The organism is Novosphingobium sp., from assembly GCF_027531025.1.
Taxonomy (GTDB): domain Bacteria; phylum Pseudomonadota; class Alphaproteobacteria; order Sphingomonadales; family Sphingomonadaceae; genus Novosphingobium.
In genome coordinates, this window is record NZ_JAPZQX010000005.1 from 73545 (window position 1) to 89480 (window position 15936).

Annotated in this window: 14 protein-coding genes; 8 read left to right on the top strand and 6 right to left on the bottom strand. The window is 67.8% G+C overall.

All coding sequences use genetic code 11. From position 1 onward, the window contains the following. Nucleotides 1-2: 2 nt before the first annotated feature. Genes O9281_RS09115 through O9281_RS09130 form a run of 4 tightly spaced genes read right to left on the bottom strand, consistent with a single transcriptional unit; the run spans nucleotide 3 to nucleotide 5355 of the window. Nucleotides 3-2219, bottom strand: coding sequence for a hypothetical protein (locus O9281_RS09115; RefSeq protein ID WP_298184790.1), 2217 nt, complete (start codon nucleotides 2217-2219; stop codon nucleotides 3-5). Further along, a complete protein-coding gene (locus tag O9281_RS09120) occupies nucleotides 2216-2770 on the bottom strand; it encodes a GNAT family N-acetyltransferase (RefSeq protein ID WP_298184792.1) in 555 nt (184 codons plus the stop codon). Before O9281_RS09120 ends, O9281_RS09115 begins: the two co-directional genes overlap by 4 nt. Further along, complete coding sequence (gene hemB / locus O9281_RS09125) at nucleotides 2763-3755, bottom strand: porphobilinogen synthase (protein ID WP_298184794.1); 993 nt, start codon at nucleotides 3753-3755, stop codon at nucleotides 2763-2765. The genes O9281_RS09120 and hemB overlap by 8 nt, the downstream gene beginning before the upstream one ends. Before the next feature lie 19 nt (nucleotides 3756-3774). Continuing rightward, the gene (locus tag O9281_RS09130) at nucleotides 3775-5355 is read right to left on the bottom strand and encodes a M23 family metallopeptidase (protein ID WP_298184796.1); all 1581 of its coding nucleotides are present in this window, start codon (nucleotides 5353-5355) and stop codon (nucleotides 3775-3777) included. A 140-nt stretch (nucleotides 5356-5495) separates the two neighbouring features. On the opposite strand from O9281_RS09130, the gene O9281_RS09135 reads away from it, so the two are divergent. The 6 genes from O9281_RS09135 (at nucleotide 5496) to O9281_RS09160 (ending at nucleotide 10879) form a co-directional block, all read left to right on the top strand. Beyond that, nucleotides 5496-8045: a helicase-related protein gene (locus O9281_RS09135; RefSeq protein WP_298184798.1), complete on the top strand. Its 2550-nt coding sequence runs from the start codon at nucleotides 5496-5498 to the stop codon at nucleotides 8043-8045. Nucleotides 8046-8061: 16 nt separating this feature from the next. Continuing rightward, the gene (locus O9281_RS09140) at nucleotides 8062-8364 is read left to right on the top strand and encodes a S4 domain-containing protein (RefSeq protein ID WP_298184800.1); all 303 of its coding nucleotides are present in this window, start codon (nucleotides 8062-8064) and stop codon (nucleotides 8362-8364) included. Between the two features lie 5 nt (nucleotides 8365-8369). Beyond that, entirely contained in the window at nucleotides 8370-8708 is a 339-nt protein-coding gene (gene fdxA, locus O9281_RS09145) for a ferredoxin FdxA (RefSeq protein ID WP_298184802.1), read from the top strand. Nucleotides 8709-9001: 293 nt separating this feature from the next. Further along, a complete protein-coding gene (locus O9281_RS09150) occupies nucleotides 9002-9535 on the top strand; it encodes a CarD family transcriptional regulator (protein WP_298184804.1) in 534 nt (177 codons plus the stop codon). Nucleotides 9536-9677: 142 nt separating this feature from the next. Then, the gene (locus O9281_RS09155) at nucleotides 9678-10460 is read left to right on the top strand and encodes a head GIN domain-containing protein (protein ID WP_298184806.1); all 783 of its coding nucleotides are present in this window, start codon (nucleotides 9678-9680) and stop codon (nucleotides 10458-10460) included. A gap of 71 nt (nucleotides 10461-10531) precedes the next feature. Next, a complete protein-coding gene (locus O9281_RS09160) occupies nucleotides 10532-10879 on the top strand; it encodes a hypothetical protein (RefSeq protein WP_298184808.1) in 348 nt (115 codons plus the stop codon). Here the strand turns inward: O9281_RS09160 and O9281_RS09165 are convergent, their stop codons facing one another. Continuing rightward, nucleotides 10880-11830 carry an L-threonylcarbamoyladenylate synthase gene (locus O9281_RS09165; protein WP_298184810.1) on the bottom strand — a complete coding sequence of 317 codons (951 nt, stop codon included), beginning with the start codon at nucleotides 11828-11830 and terminating at the stop codon, nucleotides 10880-10882. It lies immediately after the preceding gene. Between the two features lie 50 nt (nucleotides 11831-11880). On the opposite strand from O9281_RS09165, the gene O9281_RS09170 reads away from it, so the two are divergent. Together O9281_RS09170 and O9281_RS09175 are read left to right on the top strand one after the other, a co-directional pair. Further along, nucleotides 11881-13605 carry an acyl-CoA dehydrogenase gene (locus O9281_RS09170; protein WP_298184812.1) on the top strand — a complete coding sequence of 575 codons (1725 nt, stop codon included), beginning with the start codon at nucleotides 11881-11883 and terminating at the stop codon, nucleotides 13603-13605. Continuing rightward, on the top strand, nucleotides 13602-14429 hold the full coding sequence (locus O9281_RS09175) for an ATP-binding protein (RefSeq protein ID WP_298184814.1): 828 nt from the start codon (nucleotides 13602-13604) through the stop codon (nucleotides 14427-14429). Before O9281_RS09170 ends, O9281_RS09175 begins: the two co-directional genes overlap by 4 nt. Nucleotides 14430-14462: 33 nt before the next feature. Here the strand turns inward: O9281_RS09175 and O9281_RS09180 are convergent, their stop codons facing one another. Continuing rightward, a complete protein-coding gene (locus tag O9281_RS09180) occupies nucleotides 14463-15923 on the bottom strand; it encodes a PQQ-dependent sugar dehydrogenase (RefSeq protein WP_298184816.1) in 1461 nt (486 codons plus the stop codon). Nucleotides 15924-15936: the final 13 nt, after the last annotated feature.

Genomic DNA, 15936 nt, shown 5'->3' on the forward strand with positions numbered 1-15936 from the left:
GCTCAGCTTCCCAGCAGGTTTTCCCAGAGAACATGGGGCAGGATCGAGGCGTGATCGTCGCTCCAGGCATGCGGCGCCGGGGCCACGAGCGGTCGCCAGGGCATGGTCGGCACGACGGCCTGCAATGCCCGCAATTGTGCCGGATCGCGGCTCAGCGCAATCCAGGTCGAGTTTGTCATCAGGTCCGCGAAGGGGCCTTGCGGTGTATCGTCGCGCAGGGCAGCGGCCAGGCCGCGCTGGCGCGCCAGCGCTGCGACCACCGGTTCCAGATCGATGAAGCGGTTGGAAATGTGCACCAGCAGGATCCCGCGCGGCGACAGCGCATCGAGATAGACCCCGAAGGCCTCGTCCGTCATCAGGTGCAGCGGGATCGCGTCGGATGAAAAGGCGTCAACCGCCAGCAGATCGAGCGAGCCGCGCCGCGCCTTGGCCAGTTCGATCCGTGCATCGCCCAGCACAACCTTGGCATCGGGTGCGCAATCGCGGATGAAGGTGAAAGTGCCCTGGCGCGACAGGTCGAGCACGGCCGGGTCGATTTCGTAGAAGCGCCAGTCCTGCGCGCCGAGGCGGTAGCAGGCAAGCGAGCCCGTTCCCAGCCCTACCACGCCCAGCCGCGCCTTCGGCCCGAACAGCCGGGCGGCATTGCCGAACGCGATGCCCGCGCCCGATCCAGGGCCATAATAGGTCAGCGGCACCAGCCGCAGGCCCGGCGCCAGCGATTGCTGGCCATGCAGCGTGGTGCCGTGGGCCAGGGTGCGGATCTTGCGTTCGGTATAGTTGCGCACGGTATAGACGCCGAAATAGCTGCGATCACGCAGGCCGTCGCGACTGTCGCGCAAGGTCTGCACCCCGCCCTGGGCCAGCATCGTGGCGAGCAGCACCGCCAGCACCACCCCGCGCCAGGGGGCCAGGGCCAATCCGAGCACCACCAGACCACCGGTCAGCGCCCATTGCTGCCCAGGCGATTCCTGCCATTCGACCAGTCCGTGGAGTTGATAGGCAAGGAGCCCCGCCACCGGGCCGAGCACGATCAGCACCAGTCGCGCGGTGGTCTGGTCGACCCCGCGCAAGCGCCGCCAGTCGGGCAGCAGGCCCAGCGGCAGCAGCGCCGCCGCGGCGAGGACCAGCAAGGGATGTTCCCAAACCCAGTCGAATACCAGCGGCGCCACCAGCGCGGTAAAGGCCCCGCCCAGCACACCCCCGGCCGACATCACCAGGTAGAAATAGGTCAGATGCGCGGGATCAGGGCGAAGGTCATAAAGCCGCGCGTGCAGGGCAACACAGACCACAAATAGCAGAACCACGCTGGCCAGCGCCGGGGCCAGTCCGCCGGTCGAGTTCGAGACCATGGCAAAGCCGCCCGCCCCAAGCACGACCACCCAGGCCAGTGCGGAAATCGCCCGCGCCGGTCCACGCCGGTCAGCGAAAGCGATCGAGAAGCTGAGCAGGTAAAGCCCCAGCGGGATCACCCAGAGCAGCGGCATGGCGAAGATATCGGTGGTGAGGTGCGTCGTGGTGGACAGCATCAGACCCGACGGGACCGCCGACAAGGCCAGCCACATCAGCACTTGGCGGCGCGGGACTGGCGCAAGCGGCGCCTCGGCCGCCGCAGCCCCGTCGATCCCCCGGCGGGCCCGGGCACACAGCGCGATCAGTACCAGCAGCAGGACATAGCCCGCCGACCAGCCCCACCGCTGCGCCTCGAGTGGCAGCAAGGGCTCGACCAGCAGCGGGTAGGCGATCAGGCCGGCGAAACTGCCCAGGTTCGAAGCGGCGTAAAGCGCCCAGGGCGCCCCGGCACCGGGCTGGGTCGAAAACCAGCGCTGCATAAGCGGCGCCTGGGCAGAAACCAGGAAGAACACCGGACCGATGCTAATCGCCAGCAACGCAGGGACCCACAGCGGCTCCATCCCGGGGCTTGGGGGCGGCAGATCGGCCAGGGTGATCGGGAGAGTAAGCGCGGCCAGCGCGAACAGGAGCAGATGCACCTGCGCCTGCCGCCGCAGCGGCAGCCGCGCGAGACGGTGGGCATAGAAATACCCCGCCAGCAGCAGCGCCTGGTAGACCAGCATGGCGCTGTTCCACACGTTGGGCGCGCCGCCCAGGCGCGGCAGGGCCATCCGCGCGACCAGCGGCTGGATCAGGAACAGCAGGAACGATCCGGCGAGAATCGTCGCCACGAACAGGGTGCGCGACGGGGCGGTTGCCGGGCGGCTCATCGCGCGGACCAGGCCGCGCGGGTCATGCGATAAGTCACATGCGGCACCAGCGGATCGCCAGGGGGCACTTTGGGATGATCGAAATCGCCATCGGCCAGCCGGGTCATCCCGATCCGTTCCATCACCTTGCGGCTGTTCCAGTTGTCGACATTGGTGATGGCATAGACGGCATCGTCGCCCCGATTGGCAAAGACCCAGTCGCGCGCGGCGCTGGCAGCTTCAGTGGCATAGCCAGCCCCCCAGCAATCACGCGCCATGCGCCAGCCCAGCTCGGCCTTGTCCACGATTGGCCCGACCGACCCCCGGATCACCCCGCACCAGCCGATCAGCCGGTCATCCGCGCGGCGCACCATGGCCCAGAAACAATGGCCATGCTCCGCCTCGATCCCGCGCATCCGCTCGATCAATGCCGCCACCTCGTCACGCGACATGACCGGACCCAGGGTGGCCATCACCTCGGGATCGCTGCACACGGCGTGAAATGGATCGAGATCTGCGTCCCGCCAGGATCGCAGCACCAGCCGCTCGGTCTCCAGCCGGAATTCAGCCATTGATCAGGCGCGCCGCGTGAGCCGCGTGATAGGTCAGCACGCCCGAACATCCGGCCCGCTTGAAGGCCAGCAGCGTTTCCAGCACCAGCGCATCGCGATCTCCCGCCCCGGCGGCGGCAGCGTGCTCGATCATCGCGTATTCGCCGCTCACCTGGTAAGCGAATACCGGCACCTCGAAGGCATCCTTCACCCGGCGGACAATATCGAGATAGGGCAGGCCCGGCTTGACCATCACGCTGTCCGCCCCTTCGGCGAGGTCCAGTTCCACCTCGCGCAGCGCTTCCTCGGCATTGGCCGGGTCCATCTGATAGGTCTTCTTGTCGCCCTTCAGCAGCCCCCGGCTGCCCACCGCATCGCGGAACGGGCCGTAAAAGGCGCTGGCATACTTGGCCGCATAGGCCATGATCTGGACATTGGCATGGCTCGAACCTTCCAGTGCTTCGCGGATCGCGCCGATCCGGCCATCCATCATGTCGCTGGGCGCAATGACGTCAGCCCCGGCTGCCGCCTGGTTCAGGCTCTGGCCGATCAGCACGTCAACCGTCGCATCGTTCAGCACATAGCCCGCGCCATCGACCAGCCCGTCCTGGCCATGGCTGGTATAGGGATCGAGCGCCACGTCGGTCAGCACGCCGATATCATCGCCGCAGGCATCCTTGATCGCCTTGATCGCCCGGCACATCAGGTTGTCCGGGTTGAGCGCCTCCTTGCCATCGTCTGTGCGCAACGCCGGGGGGGTGTTGGGGAACAGCGCCAGGCACGGAATGCCCAGCGCCACCGCTTCCCTGGCCCGCGCGGCGATCAAGTCCACCGACCAGCGCGACACGCCCGGCAGTGAGCCGATCGGTTCTTCCACACCCTGACCCTCGGTGACGAACAGCGGCCAGATCAGATCGGCGGGGGTCAGCACCGTTTCGCGGTGGAGGGCGCGGCTCCAGGCAGAGGCGCGGGTGCGGCGCAGGCGGATGGCGGGATAGGCACTCATGCCCGCCTGCCTAGGCGATTCAGGAAGGCTTGTCGATTTCCCGAACGGGTGCGGCCACGGCTATCTGTGCCGCGGCGGGGCGGCTCGGTGCCAGACCGGGCGCAATCGCCTTGAGCGCGGCCATCCGCGCCCGGAACGCGGCCAGTTCCTTGGCATCGACCTGGTTCGACACGGTGAAGCGCACCGACAGCGGGTTCACCTTCACCCCATTCTTGTAAAGCTCGTAGTGCAGGTGCGGCCCGGTCGAGAGCCCGGTCGAGCCGACATAGCCGATGATCTGCCCGGCCCGGACCCGCGCCCCGGGCGAAACGGCAATCCGGCTCATGTGCGAATAGCCCGTGCCGAAACCGCCGCCGTGGTCCAGCTTGACATGATTGCCATGGCCGCCGCCCCAGCCGGCAAAGGATACCACGGCATCGCCCACGGCATAGATCGGCGCACCGTGCGGCGCGGCGAAATCGACCCCGCCATGCATTCGGGTATAACCCAGGATCGGGTGGCGCCGCGCCCCGAAGTTCGACGAGATGCGGCCCACCACCGGCATCAGCAGGCCGGTGCGCTGCGCCCCCATGCCCGATGCCTCGAAGAACTGGCCGTCGCCGCCCCAGCGCAGCAACTGCGCCTTGGCCCGCCCGTCGCGCTCGACCCCGGCGAACAGCAGGCCGCCGACCTGGCTTTCGCCGGTAGCGGCGCGCTTGAAATCGACGATGATGTCAAAGGTATCACCCGGCTCGATCGCGGTGTCGAGGCTGAGATGCTGGTCGAGCACCTGAAGATATTGCTGGATCGCCTCGACCGGCGCGCCGGCAGCCCGCGCCGAACGATAGATCCCCACCCCCACCGTGCCGCGAATCCGCAGGGGGGTGGCATCGACCGCGATCCGCTGCGGGCGCAGCGCCAGCCCCGCCTCGGTCCGCGCCACCGCCAGTTTCAGGTCGAACCGGGCGCGGAAGGCCAGGGCATCGAGCGGTCGCGGCTGGTCAGGCGCGGGGCGGCGGCCCAGCGTGATCTCAACCCTGGTTCCCGGCGCGATCCCGGCCGGATCGATGGCACCGGCCACCAGGCCGCGCACCTGCGCCGCATCGGCTGAACTGACACCGGCGCGTTGCAGCACGCGCTCGAAACTGTCGCCCTGGCCCAAGGTCACCGTGGTCTGGATCATGGCCCGTTCGGGCACGCTGGCCAGCGGGCGAACCCGCTCGGTCGGGCCCATGCGGTGGCCGGAGTCGGCACCAAGCGCCAGTGGCTGGATCGTCTGGCTGCGGAACTCCTCGCGCGCCGCGGGATCGAGTGGCATCGTTGCGGCGGCGGAGATTGCCGAAAAGTCGGGCAGAAAGGCGAGAGCCAGGGCGCTGAGGCCGAACAAGGTCCCCAAGCCCCGAAACCAGCGGGGTGAACCGATCTCTTCGGCGAGGTCCGGGGTCCAGTCATACCGGGCTAGGCGCAGTTCCCAGTCGCGCCTCAGCGCGGCGAGCCGTCCGGCCAGGCGGTCCAGTCCGGCAGCGGTGGGTGGGGCCACAGCGGCAGCGCTTCCCGCCAGGCGCAGGCCGAGCGGGGCCGATCCCGCCCCTGTTTCAAGCGCTTCGCGCGGCGTGAACACCAAACCTGCCCCTGCGGCTGCAATCAGCCTCTGCTCTGCACTGGTAAGGTTAATCTTCGCCTAAAGTCGGCCTGGATTGGGGATGGTGCCGGAAGGCTGCCTTGCAGTGCTCACGGGGCGATGCCACATCCTTGGTCACAATGTTGCGCAACCCGCCTGCCAGTGCCCGCCGGTCCGGGGATTCCCGGGTCAAGGCCGTGCTGGGGCCGACCAACACCGGCAAGACCCATCTGGCGATCGAGCGGCTGTGCGCGCACTCCTCCGGCGCGATCGGTTTTCCGCTGCGCTTGCTGGCGCGCGAAGTCTATGACCGGGTCTGCGCGATCAAGGGCGCGGACCGGGTGGCCCTGATCACCGGCGAGGAGCGGATCGAGCCCAAGCATGCGCGCTGGCTGCTCTGCACCGCCGAAGCCATGCCGCGCGATCCGGACCTGGCCTTTGTCGCCATCGACGAGGCCCAGATCGGCGCGGATCGGGAACGCGGCCATGTCTTTACCGACCGGTTGCTCCACACGCGCGGCCGCGAGGAGACGATGATCCTGGGTTCAGCGACGATCGAGCCGCTGGTCCGCGCCCTGGTTCCCGAGGCGGAGATCGTCGGCCGCCCGCGTTTTTCGACGCTCAGCCATGTCGGCGCGCGCAAGCTGTCGCGGGTGCCACCGCGCAGCGCCATCGTCGCCTTCTCGGCCGAGCAGGTCTATGCGATCGCCGAGATGCTGCGGCGCTTCCGTGGCGGGGCGGCAGTGGTGATGGGCGCGCTCAGCCCGGAAACCCGCAATCGCCAGGTCGCGCTGTTCCAGAACGGCGAGGTCGATTACCTGGTGGCGACCGATGCCATCGGCATGGGGCTCAACCTTGACGTCACCCATGTCGCCTTCGCGGGCCTGTCCAAGTACGACGGGGTGCGCCAACGCCGCCTGACCCCGGCGGAAATGGCCCAGATCGCCGGGCGCGCCGGGCGGCACCAGACCGATGGTGCCTTTGGCACCCTGGCAGGGACCGGCGCGCACGATGCCGAGTTCACCCCCGAAGAGGTCTATGCGATCGAGGAGCATCGCTTCGCCCCGCTGACCCGACTGTTCTGGCGCGAAGCCGATCCCGATTGCAGCACCCTGCCCGCGCTGATCGCCGATCTGGAGCGCCTGCCTGATCGGCCCGAACTGGCTGCCGCGCCCGAAGCGATCGACCTTGCCGTCCTGAAGCGGCTGGCTGAGGATCCGGCAATTGCCGCCGACGTCACCAGCCGGGCGCGGGTTGCGCGGCTGTGGGATGCCTGCCGCCTCCCCGATTTCCGTCAGCACGGCGCCGACACCCATGCGCGGTTCGTCGCGCGGTTGTGGGCCGATCTCAAGGATGGGCAGATTCCCGGCGATCATGTGGCCCGCGCAATTGCGGAGCTGGATCGGCCAGTGGGCGATATCGACACGCTGCAGGGGCGGATCGCCGCGATCCGATCCTGGGCCTATATCGCCCAGCGGCCCGACTGGGTGGTGGCGCGCGAGGAAATGGCCGCCCGCGCCCGCGCCGCCGAAGCGCGCCTGTCGGACGCGCTGCACGCGCGGCTGACCGAACGCTTCGTCAATCGTCGCACCTCGGTGCTGATGAAGAAGCTGGGGCCGGATGCCGCGCTCCTGCCGGTAACGCTGGAGGATGACCGGGTGCTGGTCGATGGCGAACCGCTGGGGACGCTGGCCGGCTTCACCTTCCGGGTCGATCCCGGCGCGCGGCTGGCGGATCGCAAGCTGCTGCTGGCCGCTGCCGAACGCCACCTGCCCGGCCTGCTGGCGGGCCGGGCGAGCGACCTGGCCGGGCGGATCGCAGCTGGCGAGGCAGCAGGCCTGATCCTGACGGGGACGGCGCTGACCTCGGATGGCGAGCGAATTGCGCGGCTTGGACCGGGCAAGGCGCGGCTCAGCCCGGCGCTGCTGCTCGAACCGGCACTGGCCGCCCTGCCTGCACCAGCGCGGCAGGCGCTGGAAGCCGCACTGTCAGGCTGGCTGGAGCGCGAACTGGCGCCGCTGGCCCCGCTGCGCAAGCTGGAGCTGGCCAGCCGCGATCCGGGGGCCGGGCCGGAGCTGCGCGCGCTGCTGATTCGGCTGGCCGAGGCTGGCGGGATGCTGGTGCGGGCTGAATCAGGGCTGGAAGCGCTCAGCCAGCCGCAGCGCCAGCACTTGCGGCGGCTGGGGGTGCAGGTCGGCGCGCTTGATATCTTCGTTCCGGCCATGCTGCGCGCGGCGCCCCTGCTCGCCTGGCGCAGCCTGCTGGCCCTGCGCGGGCAAGTGCTGGCCATGCCGCATCCAAAAATGCCCCCCGTCCTGCCGCTGCCCGGCAAGGCTCCCCCGCCGCCCGGCTATCGTCCGCTCGGCAAGCAGGCGCTGCGGATCGACATGGCGGAAAAGCTGCTGCACGCCGCCCATGGTCTGCGCGTGGCGGGCGGTGGCAAGGCCATGGTGATCGATCCGGCGCTGGCCGTCTCGATGGGGCTGACCACCGCCGCCTATGCCCAGTTGCTGCGCCAGGCCGGATTCCAGCCGCTCATGCCGCGCCCGCTGGCCGAGGGCGCATTCGGCCCGGCGGCCCCGTTGCGCTGGCGCTGGAAGCCGGTCCGGCGCGAACCACAACCGGCAACCCGCCCCCCTGCCGCGCCGGCGGGCAGCGCCTTTGCCGCGCTGGCCGGGCTGGTGCGGTGAAACCGGCAGTAGCGCCATGAGGATCGACAAGCTGCTCTGGTTCCTGCGCCTCGCCCCCACCCGCACCACCGCGCACGACTGGGTCGCGGAGGGTCATTTCCGGCTCAACGGGCGGCGAATCGAAAAGCCCAGCGCCGCGGTTGGCGCGGGCGACGTGCTGACTGTGCCATTCCACTCGGGCGTGCGGATTGTCGAGGTGATTGCCCTGCCCGTCCGGCGCGGTCCGGCAATTGAAGCGCGCGAATGCTACCGCACGCTTGACGAGCGCAGCGCAAATCCCATAGCAGCGGTTGAAAGCCATTCGCCCGAGAGGACCTGATTGCCATGACCTATGTCGTCACCGATGCCTGCATCAAGTGCAAGTATATGGACTGCGTTGAGGTCTGCCCCGTCGACTGCTTCTACGAGGGCGAGAACATGCTGGTGATCAACCCCAGCGAATGCATCGATTGCGGCGTGTGCGAGCCTGAGTGCCCGGCCGAAGCGATCCTGCCCGATACCGAAAGCGGGCTGGAGCAGTGGCTCGAGCTGAACGCCAAGTATTCGGCCGAGTGGCCCAACCTTACCTCGAAGAAGGATTCGCCGGCCGATGCCGATGACCACAAGGGCGAGGAAGGCAAGTTCGAGAAGTACTTCTCGCCCGAGCCCGGCGAAGGCGATTGATCGATTCGCCCGGCGGGCGAATCGGTTGCATTTCGTGCACTTGCCGGGCGAAACCGACGTCCGCCAGTGGCTTGTGACTCCGCAGGATTCTGCGGACTGGTAATTTTGTTGCCTGCATGCTATATAATCTCGTGACTTCCGGGGATTTCGCGCTCCGGACGGTTGGCAATCACTGTCTACAGGCAGGGCTGCGAACATGGGAGCGGGGGAAGCGCGGTACCTGCGGGTAGCCGTGACGATCCACGCCGCTGTCCTGTTCGCCCGGTGTCCCCTGCCCTACGAAAGGACGATACATGGCTTCCAAGGCGCACGCCTTCGATGTTGGTGACTACGTCGTTTATCCCAAGCATGGTGTTGGCCGGGTGATCGAACTGCTCGAGCAGGAAATCGCCGGCATGAAGCTGGAACTTTATGTGCTGCGCTTCGAGAAGGAGCGGATGACCCTGCGCGTCCCGACCAACAAGGTCGAGGCGATCGGCATGCGCAAGCTGTCGAGCGACAAGACGCTGCGTGAAGCACTCGATACGCTGAAGGGCAAACCCAAGGTCAAGCGCACCATGTGGTCGCGCCGCGCCCAGGAATACGAAGCGAAGATCAATTCGGGCGATCTGGTTTCGATCGCCGAAGTGACCCGCGACCTGTTCCGCGCCGATGACCAGCCGGAACAGTCCTATTCGGAACGGCAGATCTTCGAAGCAGCCTCCTCGCGTCTGGCGCGTGAGCTGGCGGCGATGGAAAAGACCGACGAACCGGCCGCGCTCAAGAAGATCCTCGCGATCCTCAACGAACACGCGCCCAAGTACTATGCGGAGACGGCTACGGCCTGATCCCGATTACCTGACGCTTGAAAGGGCCGTTCCCCGCCGGGAGCGGCCCTTTCTCGTTGGTCCGGACGACCCGAACGAACGCCCTCTTGTCGAATGCGCCCTGCTGTATTATATCGCCAATACACAAGAGCAGGAGAGTGGCATGAAGCTCGACAAGTTTTTCCGCGCCTTTGCGCCGATTGTAGCGGTGGCCATGGCTGCCGGCGTTTCAGGCTGTGACAGCAGCAACATTTCGATCAACGGCGAAAAGGGCAAGCCGCTGGCCGAACTCGACCTGACCGGCGCGCCGCCGCAGGAACTCGTCCTGCTGGGTCCCGACGAAGTCCGGGTGACCACCGGCGACAAGCTGGCGATCACCGTCGAAGGGGATCCTGCCGCTACCGAAAAGCTGCGTTTCACATTGAAGGACGGGGCCCTTGGCGTAATGCGCGAAGGCAAGACCTTCGGCATCGGCGGGGATGACGGCCGGGCCATCGTCAATGTCACCATGCCCGCGCCCCGCAGCCTTACCATGGCCGGATCAGGCAAGATCAATGCCGCCGCCCTGGCCAGCGAAGCCAAGGTAACGATCGCCGGATCGGGCGACATCGAGACACCAGGCGTGGCCAGCGATTCGCTCGACCTGACCATCGCCGGTTCCGGGTCCTATCGCGGCGCGGGCAATGTCAAACAGCTCAAGCTCAACATCGTCGGCAGCGGCTCGGCCGCCGCCGATGCCCTCAAGGCCGAGACTGCCGACCTGACCATCGCGGGCTCGGGCAATGCCGCCTTCGCTTCGGATGGCACGGTAAAGGCCAACATCGTTGGGTCGGGCAGCGTCACCGTGCGCGGCCGGGCCACCTGCACGGTCGAGGCGATGGGATCGGGCAAGCTGGTCTGCGAACCGGGCAACGGGGTAGCCCCAGCCCAAGCCGCAGGAAAGTGAAGATCGGTTCATCTTCGGCTAACCTGTGCGCGATCAGAAGAGCCCGGTCCTGATCGCGCCTGGGGCCCCTCATGTCTAACAAGAAGCTGTTCATCGTGTCGGCACTGCTGGTCCTGCCTGGCTGCGGGGTGGCCGGTGCCGCAGTCGATCTGGCCTCGGCCCCGGTGCGCGGCACGACGCGGGCACTTGAGGCTGGCAGTACCGTGGTCGACGTGATGACCACAAGCCAATCGGAAAAGGACCAGAAGCGGGGCCGAGAGATCCGCCGCCGAGAAGAGCGCCTTGGCGAACTTGATCGGGAATACCGCAAACAGTCGAAGAAGTGCGAGCGCGGCGATGACGAGGCCTGCCGGAAGGCCGATTACGCCTATGCCGAAATGCGTTCACTCATGCCGGGCGTTCCGTACGAGCGCGACTGATCAGGCCGCCGCGCGGCGCAGCCGGTCGTTGATAGCCGCGCCGATCCCCTCATCCGGGATCGGCGCCACGGCGATCCGCGGCTGGCCTGCCGCCGCCCCGGCATGGAGCGCAGCATAAAGCCCGGCCGCCGCTTCGGCGAGGTCCCCGCTTGGCGATAACGAGATATCGCCAGGCACGGCTGCGAAGCCGATCAGGAACTCGTCTGGCGTGGCCTTCACGGCATTGAGCCGCACCGGCTTGCCGGGCGCATAATGGCTGGCAAGCTGCCCCGGTGCCTCAATCGCAGCTGACGTCACAACGTCAGGATCCGCGCCAAGAATGGCGGAAATCTGGGCCTCGGCAATCGGGCCAGGGCGCAAGATCTGCCAGCGGCCCTGGTCGCGCAGCGCAACTATCGTCGATTCGATCCCCGCCGCGCAGGCTCCGCCATCGAGCACAAGTGGCACGACCGCGCCCAGCGAGGCGGCAACATGGTCCGCGCGGGTCGGGCTGACCCCACCGCTGCGATTGGCCGAGGGCGCTGCGAGCGGCAGACCAGTAGCTTCGAGCACGGCCCGCATTACCGGATGGACCGGACAGCGCAGGGCAATGGTCGGGAGGCCAGCCGTCACCGCCGGGGCGATCCCGGCATCGGCGCGCAACGGAAGAACAAGGGTAACCGCGCCCGGCCAGAAGGCATTAGCCAAGGCCCGCGCGCGGTCATCGAACAGCGCCAGCCGTTCAGCAGCGGCCAGGCTCGGCACATGGACAATCAGCGGATTGAAGTCCGGCCGCCCCTTGGCGCGATAGATTTCCGCAACCGCCTCGGCCCGGTCGGCCCGCGCGGCCAGGCCATAGACGGTCTCGGTCGGCAAGGCGACCAGCCCGCCAGCGCGCAGGCGATCAGCCGCGGCCGCAATCCCGGCGGGGTCGGCAGCGCGGATCTGTGCGGCTTCATGCTTGTCGGCCATGCCCCTCCCGCTATAGGCGGATTGCCGCAAAGCCAAGGGAAACAGCGCCGATGAACTTCACCGCCCCCACTGCCGACCAGGTCCTGGCGATCCGCGTGAATGCGGGAATCGACGAATTGGCCGCCCAACCGCGCTTTGCCGCGGCCAGCCCCGACATGGTCGAGGCGATTGTCGAGGGCATCGGCCAGTTCGCCGCCGGCGAGTTTGCCCCCTTGAACCGCAAGGGCGATACCGAAGGCGCAAGGCTGGCTAACGGCACCGTGACCTTGCCCGATGGCTTTGCCGAGGCCTATCGCGCCTATGTCGAGCAGGGCTGGAACGCGGTAGCCGGGGATGAAGCGCATGGCGGACAGGGCCTGCCCTTTACCCTCGCCGCCAATGTGCTCGAAAACCTCGGCGCGGCCAACATGGCCTTTTCGCTGCTGCCAATGCTGACGGTCGGCGCGATCGAGGCGCTGGCCCACCACGGCAGCCCGGAGCAACAGGGGCTCTACCTGCCCAAGCTGGTCAGCGGCGAATGGTCGGGCACGATGAACCTGACCGAGCCGCAGGCGGGCTCCGATGTCGGCGCGCTGCGCACCACGGCCACGCCGCGCGGAGACGGCACCTGGTCAATCAAGGGCACCAAGATCTACATCACCTGGGGCGAGCATGACCTGGCCGGCAATATCGTGCACCTGGTCCTGGCCCGCACGCCCGGCGCTCCGGCCGGCAGCCGCGGCATTTCGCTGTTCGTGGTGCCCAGATACCTGGTCAAGCCCGATGGCGCGCTGGGTCCGCGCAACGACCTGCGCTGCGTGTCGATCGAACACAAGCTGGGGATCATGGCCAGCCCGACCTGCGTGATGAGCTTCGGCGACAACGACGAATGCATTGGCGAGCTGGTCGGGCATGAGAACGAGGGCCTGAAGGCCATGTTCACGATGATGAACTCGGCTCGGATCAATGTCGGCAACCAGGGCGTGCAGATTGCCGAGCGCGCCTTGCAGCAGGCCGCGCGCTATGCCCGCGAGCGGGTCCAGTCGGCCCGCGCCGGCGGGTCCAGCCGCGAGCCAGTGGCGATTGTCGAGCATCCCGATGTGCGCCGGATGCTGCTGCGGATGCGGGCGCTGACCGAGGCTTCGCGCGCGCTGCTCTATTACACCGCGGGGCAGGTCGATCGCGGCGCGCTGGGCGATGCGGCAGCGCAGCTGCGCGCCGATTGCCTGGTGCCGATGCTCAAAGCCTGGGGCACCGACATCGGCTGCGAAGTGGCGAGCCTCGGCGTACAGATCCACGGTGGCATGGGCTTTGTCGAGGAAACCGGGGCCGCCCAGCATTACCGCGATGCTCGGATCGCCCCGATCTATGAAGGGACCAACGGCATCCAGGCGGCGGACCTCGTCACCCGCAAGCTGGGCTATGAACAGGGTGGCGTTCTGGCGTCACTTTATGCCGAGATCGCCGCCGATTGCGGCGATGCGCCCGAGCTGGCGGCGCTGGCCACCGATTGCCGCGAGATTGCCACCTGGATGAGTAGCTCGGCCAGCCTCGATGATCGCCTGGCCGGGAGCGTGCCGTTCTGCACGATGAGTGCGGTGGCGGTGGCTGGCTGGCAATTGCAGCGCCAGGCCCGCGTCTTGGCGGGTGCGGATACGCCCCAGGCCCGGGCCAAGGCGGTGGTCGCGCGCTATTTCGCCACGCACATCGCCAGCGAGGCGCGCGGGCTGAAGGTGCAGGCGACGGCTGGTGCCGACCTGCTCTATGCGCTCAGCGCCGAGGCCCTGGCAGGATGAGCGACCAGGGCGATCCGCTGGCCCGCATCGCCGCAGCGCTGGAACGGCTGGCGGGCGATGCCAGTACCGCGACCGACTGGGCCGCTGGACCGGCCTTTGTCTGGGGCCAGAGCGGCGCACGCCCCGCCCAGCGCTTCAGCGCCCCGGCGCTTGACCTGCTGCGCGGGATCGATGCCCAGAAGGCAGTGGTCAGCGGCAACGTGCAGCGCCTGGCGGCCGGCCATGCCGCGCATGACATGCTGCTCTGGGGCGCGCGGGGCATGGGCAAGAGCGCGCTGATCCGGGCCAGCACTATCGCGGCGCAGGCAGCAAATCCAAACGCGCTGGCGCTGGTCCAGGTCGCGCCCGATGCCCTGCCCAGCTTGCCTGTGCTCTTCGACCAGCTGGGCCGGGTGCAACGCCGCTTCCTCGTCTATGTCGATGACCTGGGCTTTGCCGAGGGCGACAGCGAAGGGCCGCGCGCGCTGCGATCCTGGCTGGAGGGCGGGGTCGATGCCCGGCCGGCCAATGTCCGTCTGGCCGTAACCGCCAACCGCCGCGCGATCGTACCGCGCCATGCCAGCGAACAGGACGATCCGATCAACCCGCGCGACGCGGTGGACGACAAGCTGGCCCTGGCCGACCGGTTTGGCCTGTCCGTGGGCTTCCACGCCTGCAGCCAGGACGATTACCTGGCGATCGTCGGCGGCTATTGTGCCGACCTGGGGCTGGCGTTCGACCATGGCGAAGCGCTGGAATGGGCCAAGCGCCGCGGCGCCCGTTCGGGCCGCGTCGCCTGGCAATTCGTTACCGAACTGGCCGGTCGGGCCGGGCGCAGCCTTTGACCCCGCGCCCTATTGCTTGACTGCCGAGACCGGCTAGCCGCCGCCGGTCTGCTTGATCCCGGCGCGGTATTCGGCCTCGAGCTTGGCGTCGAGCTGGCGCTGGGCCGGCATCCGCGCGGTTACCACCGGGCGCAAGGCCGGACCGGGCGCGGCGCCGGGCGCCGAAACACGCCAGATGATCCCGGCGGTATCGTCGGTCACCAGCAGCGAACCGGTCTTGTCGAACCCGACCCAGGTCGGCCGGCCCCGCGTTTCGGCCTTGCCGGACAGGAACCCGGTCAGCACCGGGACCGGCTTGCCCAGCGGATTGCCGTTGGCATCGAAGGCCACGAAGACGACGTCATAACCAATCAGTGGTTCGCGGTTCCATGAACCGTGGCGGGCGATGAAGGCCCCGTTGGTGAAGATCGAACCGATCCGTTCACCGCCACGCAGGAACGCGAGGCCCAGCGGCGCGGTGTGCGAGCCCAGGCCATATTCGGGCTTGCGGACGTAATCGTCGATGTAGATCGGCGCCGGCGCTTCAACCCGGTCATCGTCGTACTTCTTCCAGTAGATCCACGGCCAGCCATAATGCGCGCCGACCGGCACGTTGGTGAGGTAATCCGGCACGAGATCAGGCCCCAGCATGTCGCGCTCGTTGACCGTGGTCCACAATTCACCGGTCGAGGGATTCCAGTCGAGTCCGTTGGCGTTGCGCAGCCCTTGCGCGAACAGGCGCTTGGTCCCGGTGGCAACATCGACTTCCCAGATCGCAGCGCGACCCTCTTCGATTTCCATGCCCTTCTCGCCGATGTTCGAAGCCGAACCGACCGCAACGTAAAGCTCCGTGCCATCGGGACTGAGCACCAGGTTGCGCATCCAGTGATTGCCACTCGGCGGCAGGTCGGTCAGCTTGGTCGGCGCAGCGGTGATGGCCGTTTCACCCAGCTGGTAGGGAAACCAGATCACGGCATCGTGATTCGCCACGAACAGCTTGCCATCGCGCCAGCCAAGGCCGGAGGGCGAGGCCAGGCCATTGCCCTGGCGCAGGAGATGGCGCGCTTCGGCCACGCCATCGCCATCAGCATCGCGCAGCAGAGTCAGGCGGTCGGGCGAACCCTTCTGCGCCCCGGCATCGCTCATCAGTAGCTTGGCAACCATCGCCTCGAGCCCGCTGCCGAGGTTGCCCTTGGGTGCGTCGGCCTCTGCCACAATGACGTCGCCGTTCGGCAGGGTCAGTATCACGCGGGGATGGTCAAGCCCTTCGGCAAAGCGGTTGACCTGCAACCCTTCCGCCGCAGTCGGCGCCTCGCCCGCGGCCCAGCCGACCGGCTTGGCAATGCGGATCGACGGGAACCGCTCGACATCCGGCTCGACGATCAGCGGATCCTTGCCCGACATCTCGTCGACGGTGTGCTTGGCCGGGGTCGGCCGGGTGAGGACATAACCGAGGCCCGCGAGGACCACGAGGACGACAAGGCTGCCGATCAGCCATTTCCGAAGTCTGGACATGATTGCACTGATA

What these genes read in the sequence shown, in the direction of transcription:
- O9281_RS09115 (WP_298184790.1), bottom strand. Translation starts at nt 2,219, where the DNA reads ATGAGCCGCCCGGCAACCGCCCCGTCGCGCACCCTGTTCGTGGCGACG.
- O9281_RS09120 (WP_298184792.1), bottom strand. Translation starts at nt 2,770, where the DNA reads ATGGCTGAATTCCGGCTGGAGACCGAGCGGCTGGTGCTGCGATCCTGG.
- hemB (WP_298184794.1), bottom strand. Translation starts at nt 3,755, where the DNA reads ATGAGTGCCTATCCCGCCATCCGCCTGCGCCGCACCCGCGCCTCTGCC.
- O9281_RS09135 (WP_298184798.1), top strand. Translation starts at nt 5,496, where the DNA reads ATGTTGCGCAACCCGCCTGCCAGTGCCCGCCGGTCCGGGGATTCCCGG.
- O9281_RS09140 (WP_298184800.1), top strand. Translation starts at nt 8,062, where the DNA reads ATGAGGATCGACAAGCTGCTCTGGTTCCTGCGCCTCGCCCCCACCCGC.
- fdxA (WP_298184802.1), top strand. Translation starts at nt 8,370, where the DNA reads ATGACCTATGTCGTCACCGATGCCTGCATCAAGTGCAAGTATATGGAC.
- O9281_RS09150 (WP_298184804.1), top strand. Translation starts at nt 9,002, where the DNA reads ATGGCTTCCAAGGCGCACGCCTTCGATGTTGGTGACTACGTCGTTTAT.
- O9281_RS09155 (WP_298184806.1), top strand. Translation starts at nt 9,678, where the DNA reads ATGAAGCTCGACAAGTTTTTCCGCGCCTTTGCGCCGATTGTAGCGGTG.
- O9281_RS09160 (WP_298184808.1), top strand. Translation starts at nt 10,532, where the DNA reads ATGTCTAACAAGAAGCTGTTCATCGTGTCGGCACTGCTGGTCCTGCCT.
- O9281_RS09165 (WP_298184810.1), bottom strand. Translation starts at nt 11,830, where the DNA reads ATGGCCGACAAGCATGAAGCCGCACAGATCCGCGCTGCCGACCCCGCC.
- O9281_RS09170 (WP_298184812.1), top strand. Translation starts at nt 11,881, where the DNA reads ATGAACTTCACCGCCCCCACTGCCGACCAGGTCCTGGCGATCCGCGTG.
- O9281_RS09175 (WP_298184814.1), top strand. Translation starts at nt 13,602, where the DNA reads ATGAGCGACCAGGGCGATCCGCTGGCCCGCATCGCCGCAGCGCTGGAA.
- O9281_RS09180 (WP_298184816.1), bottom strand. Translation starts at nt 15,923, where the DNA reads ATGTCCAGACTTCGGAAATGGCTGATCGGCAGCCTTGTCGTCCTCGTG.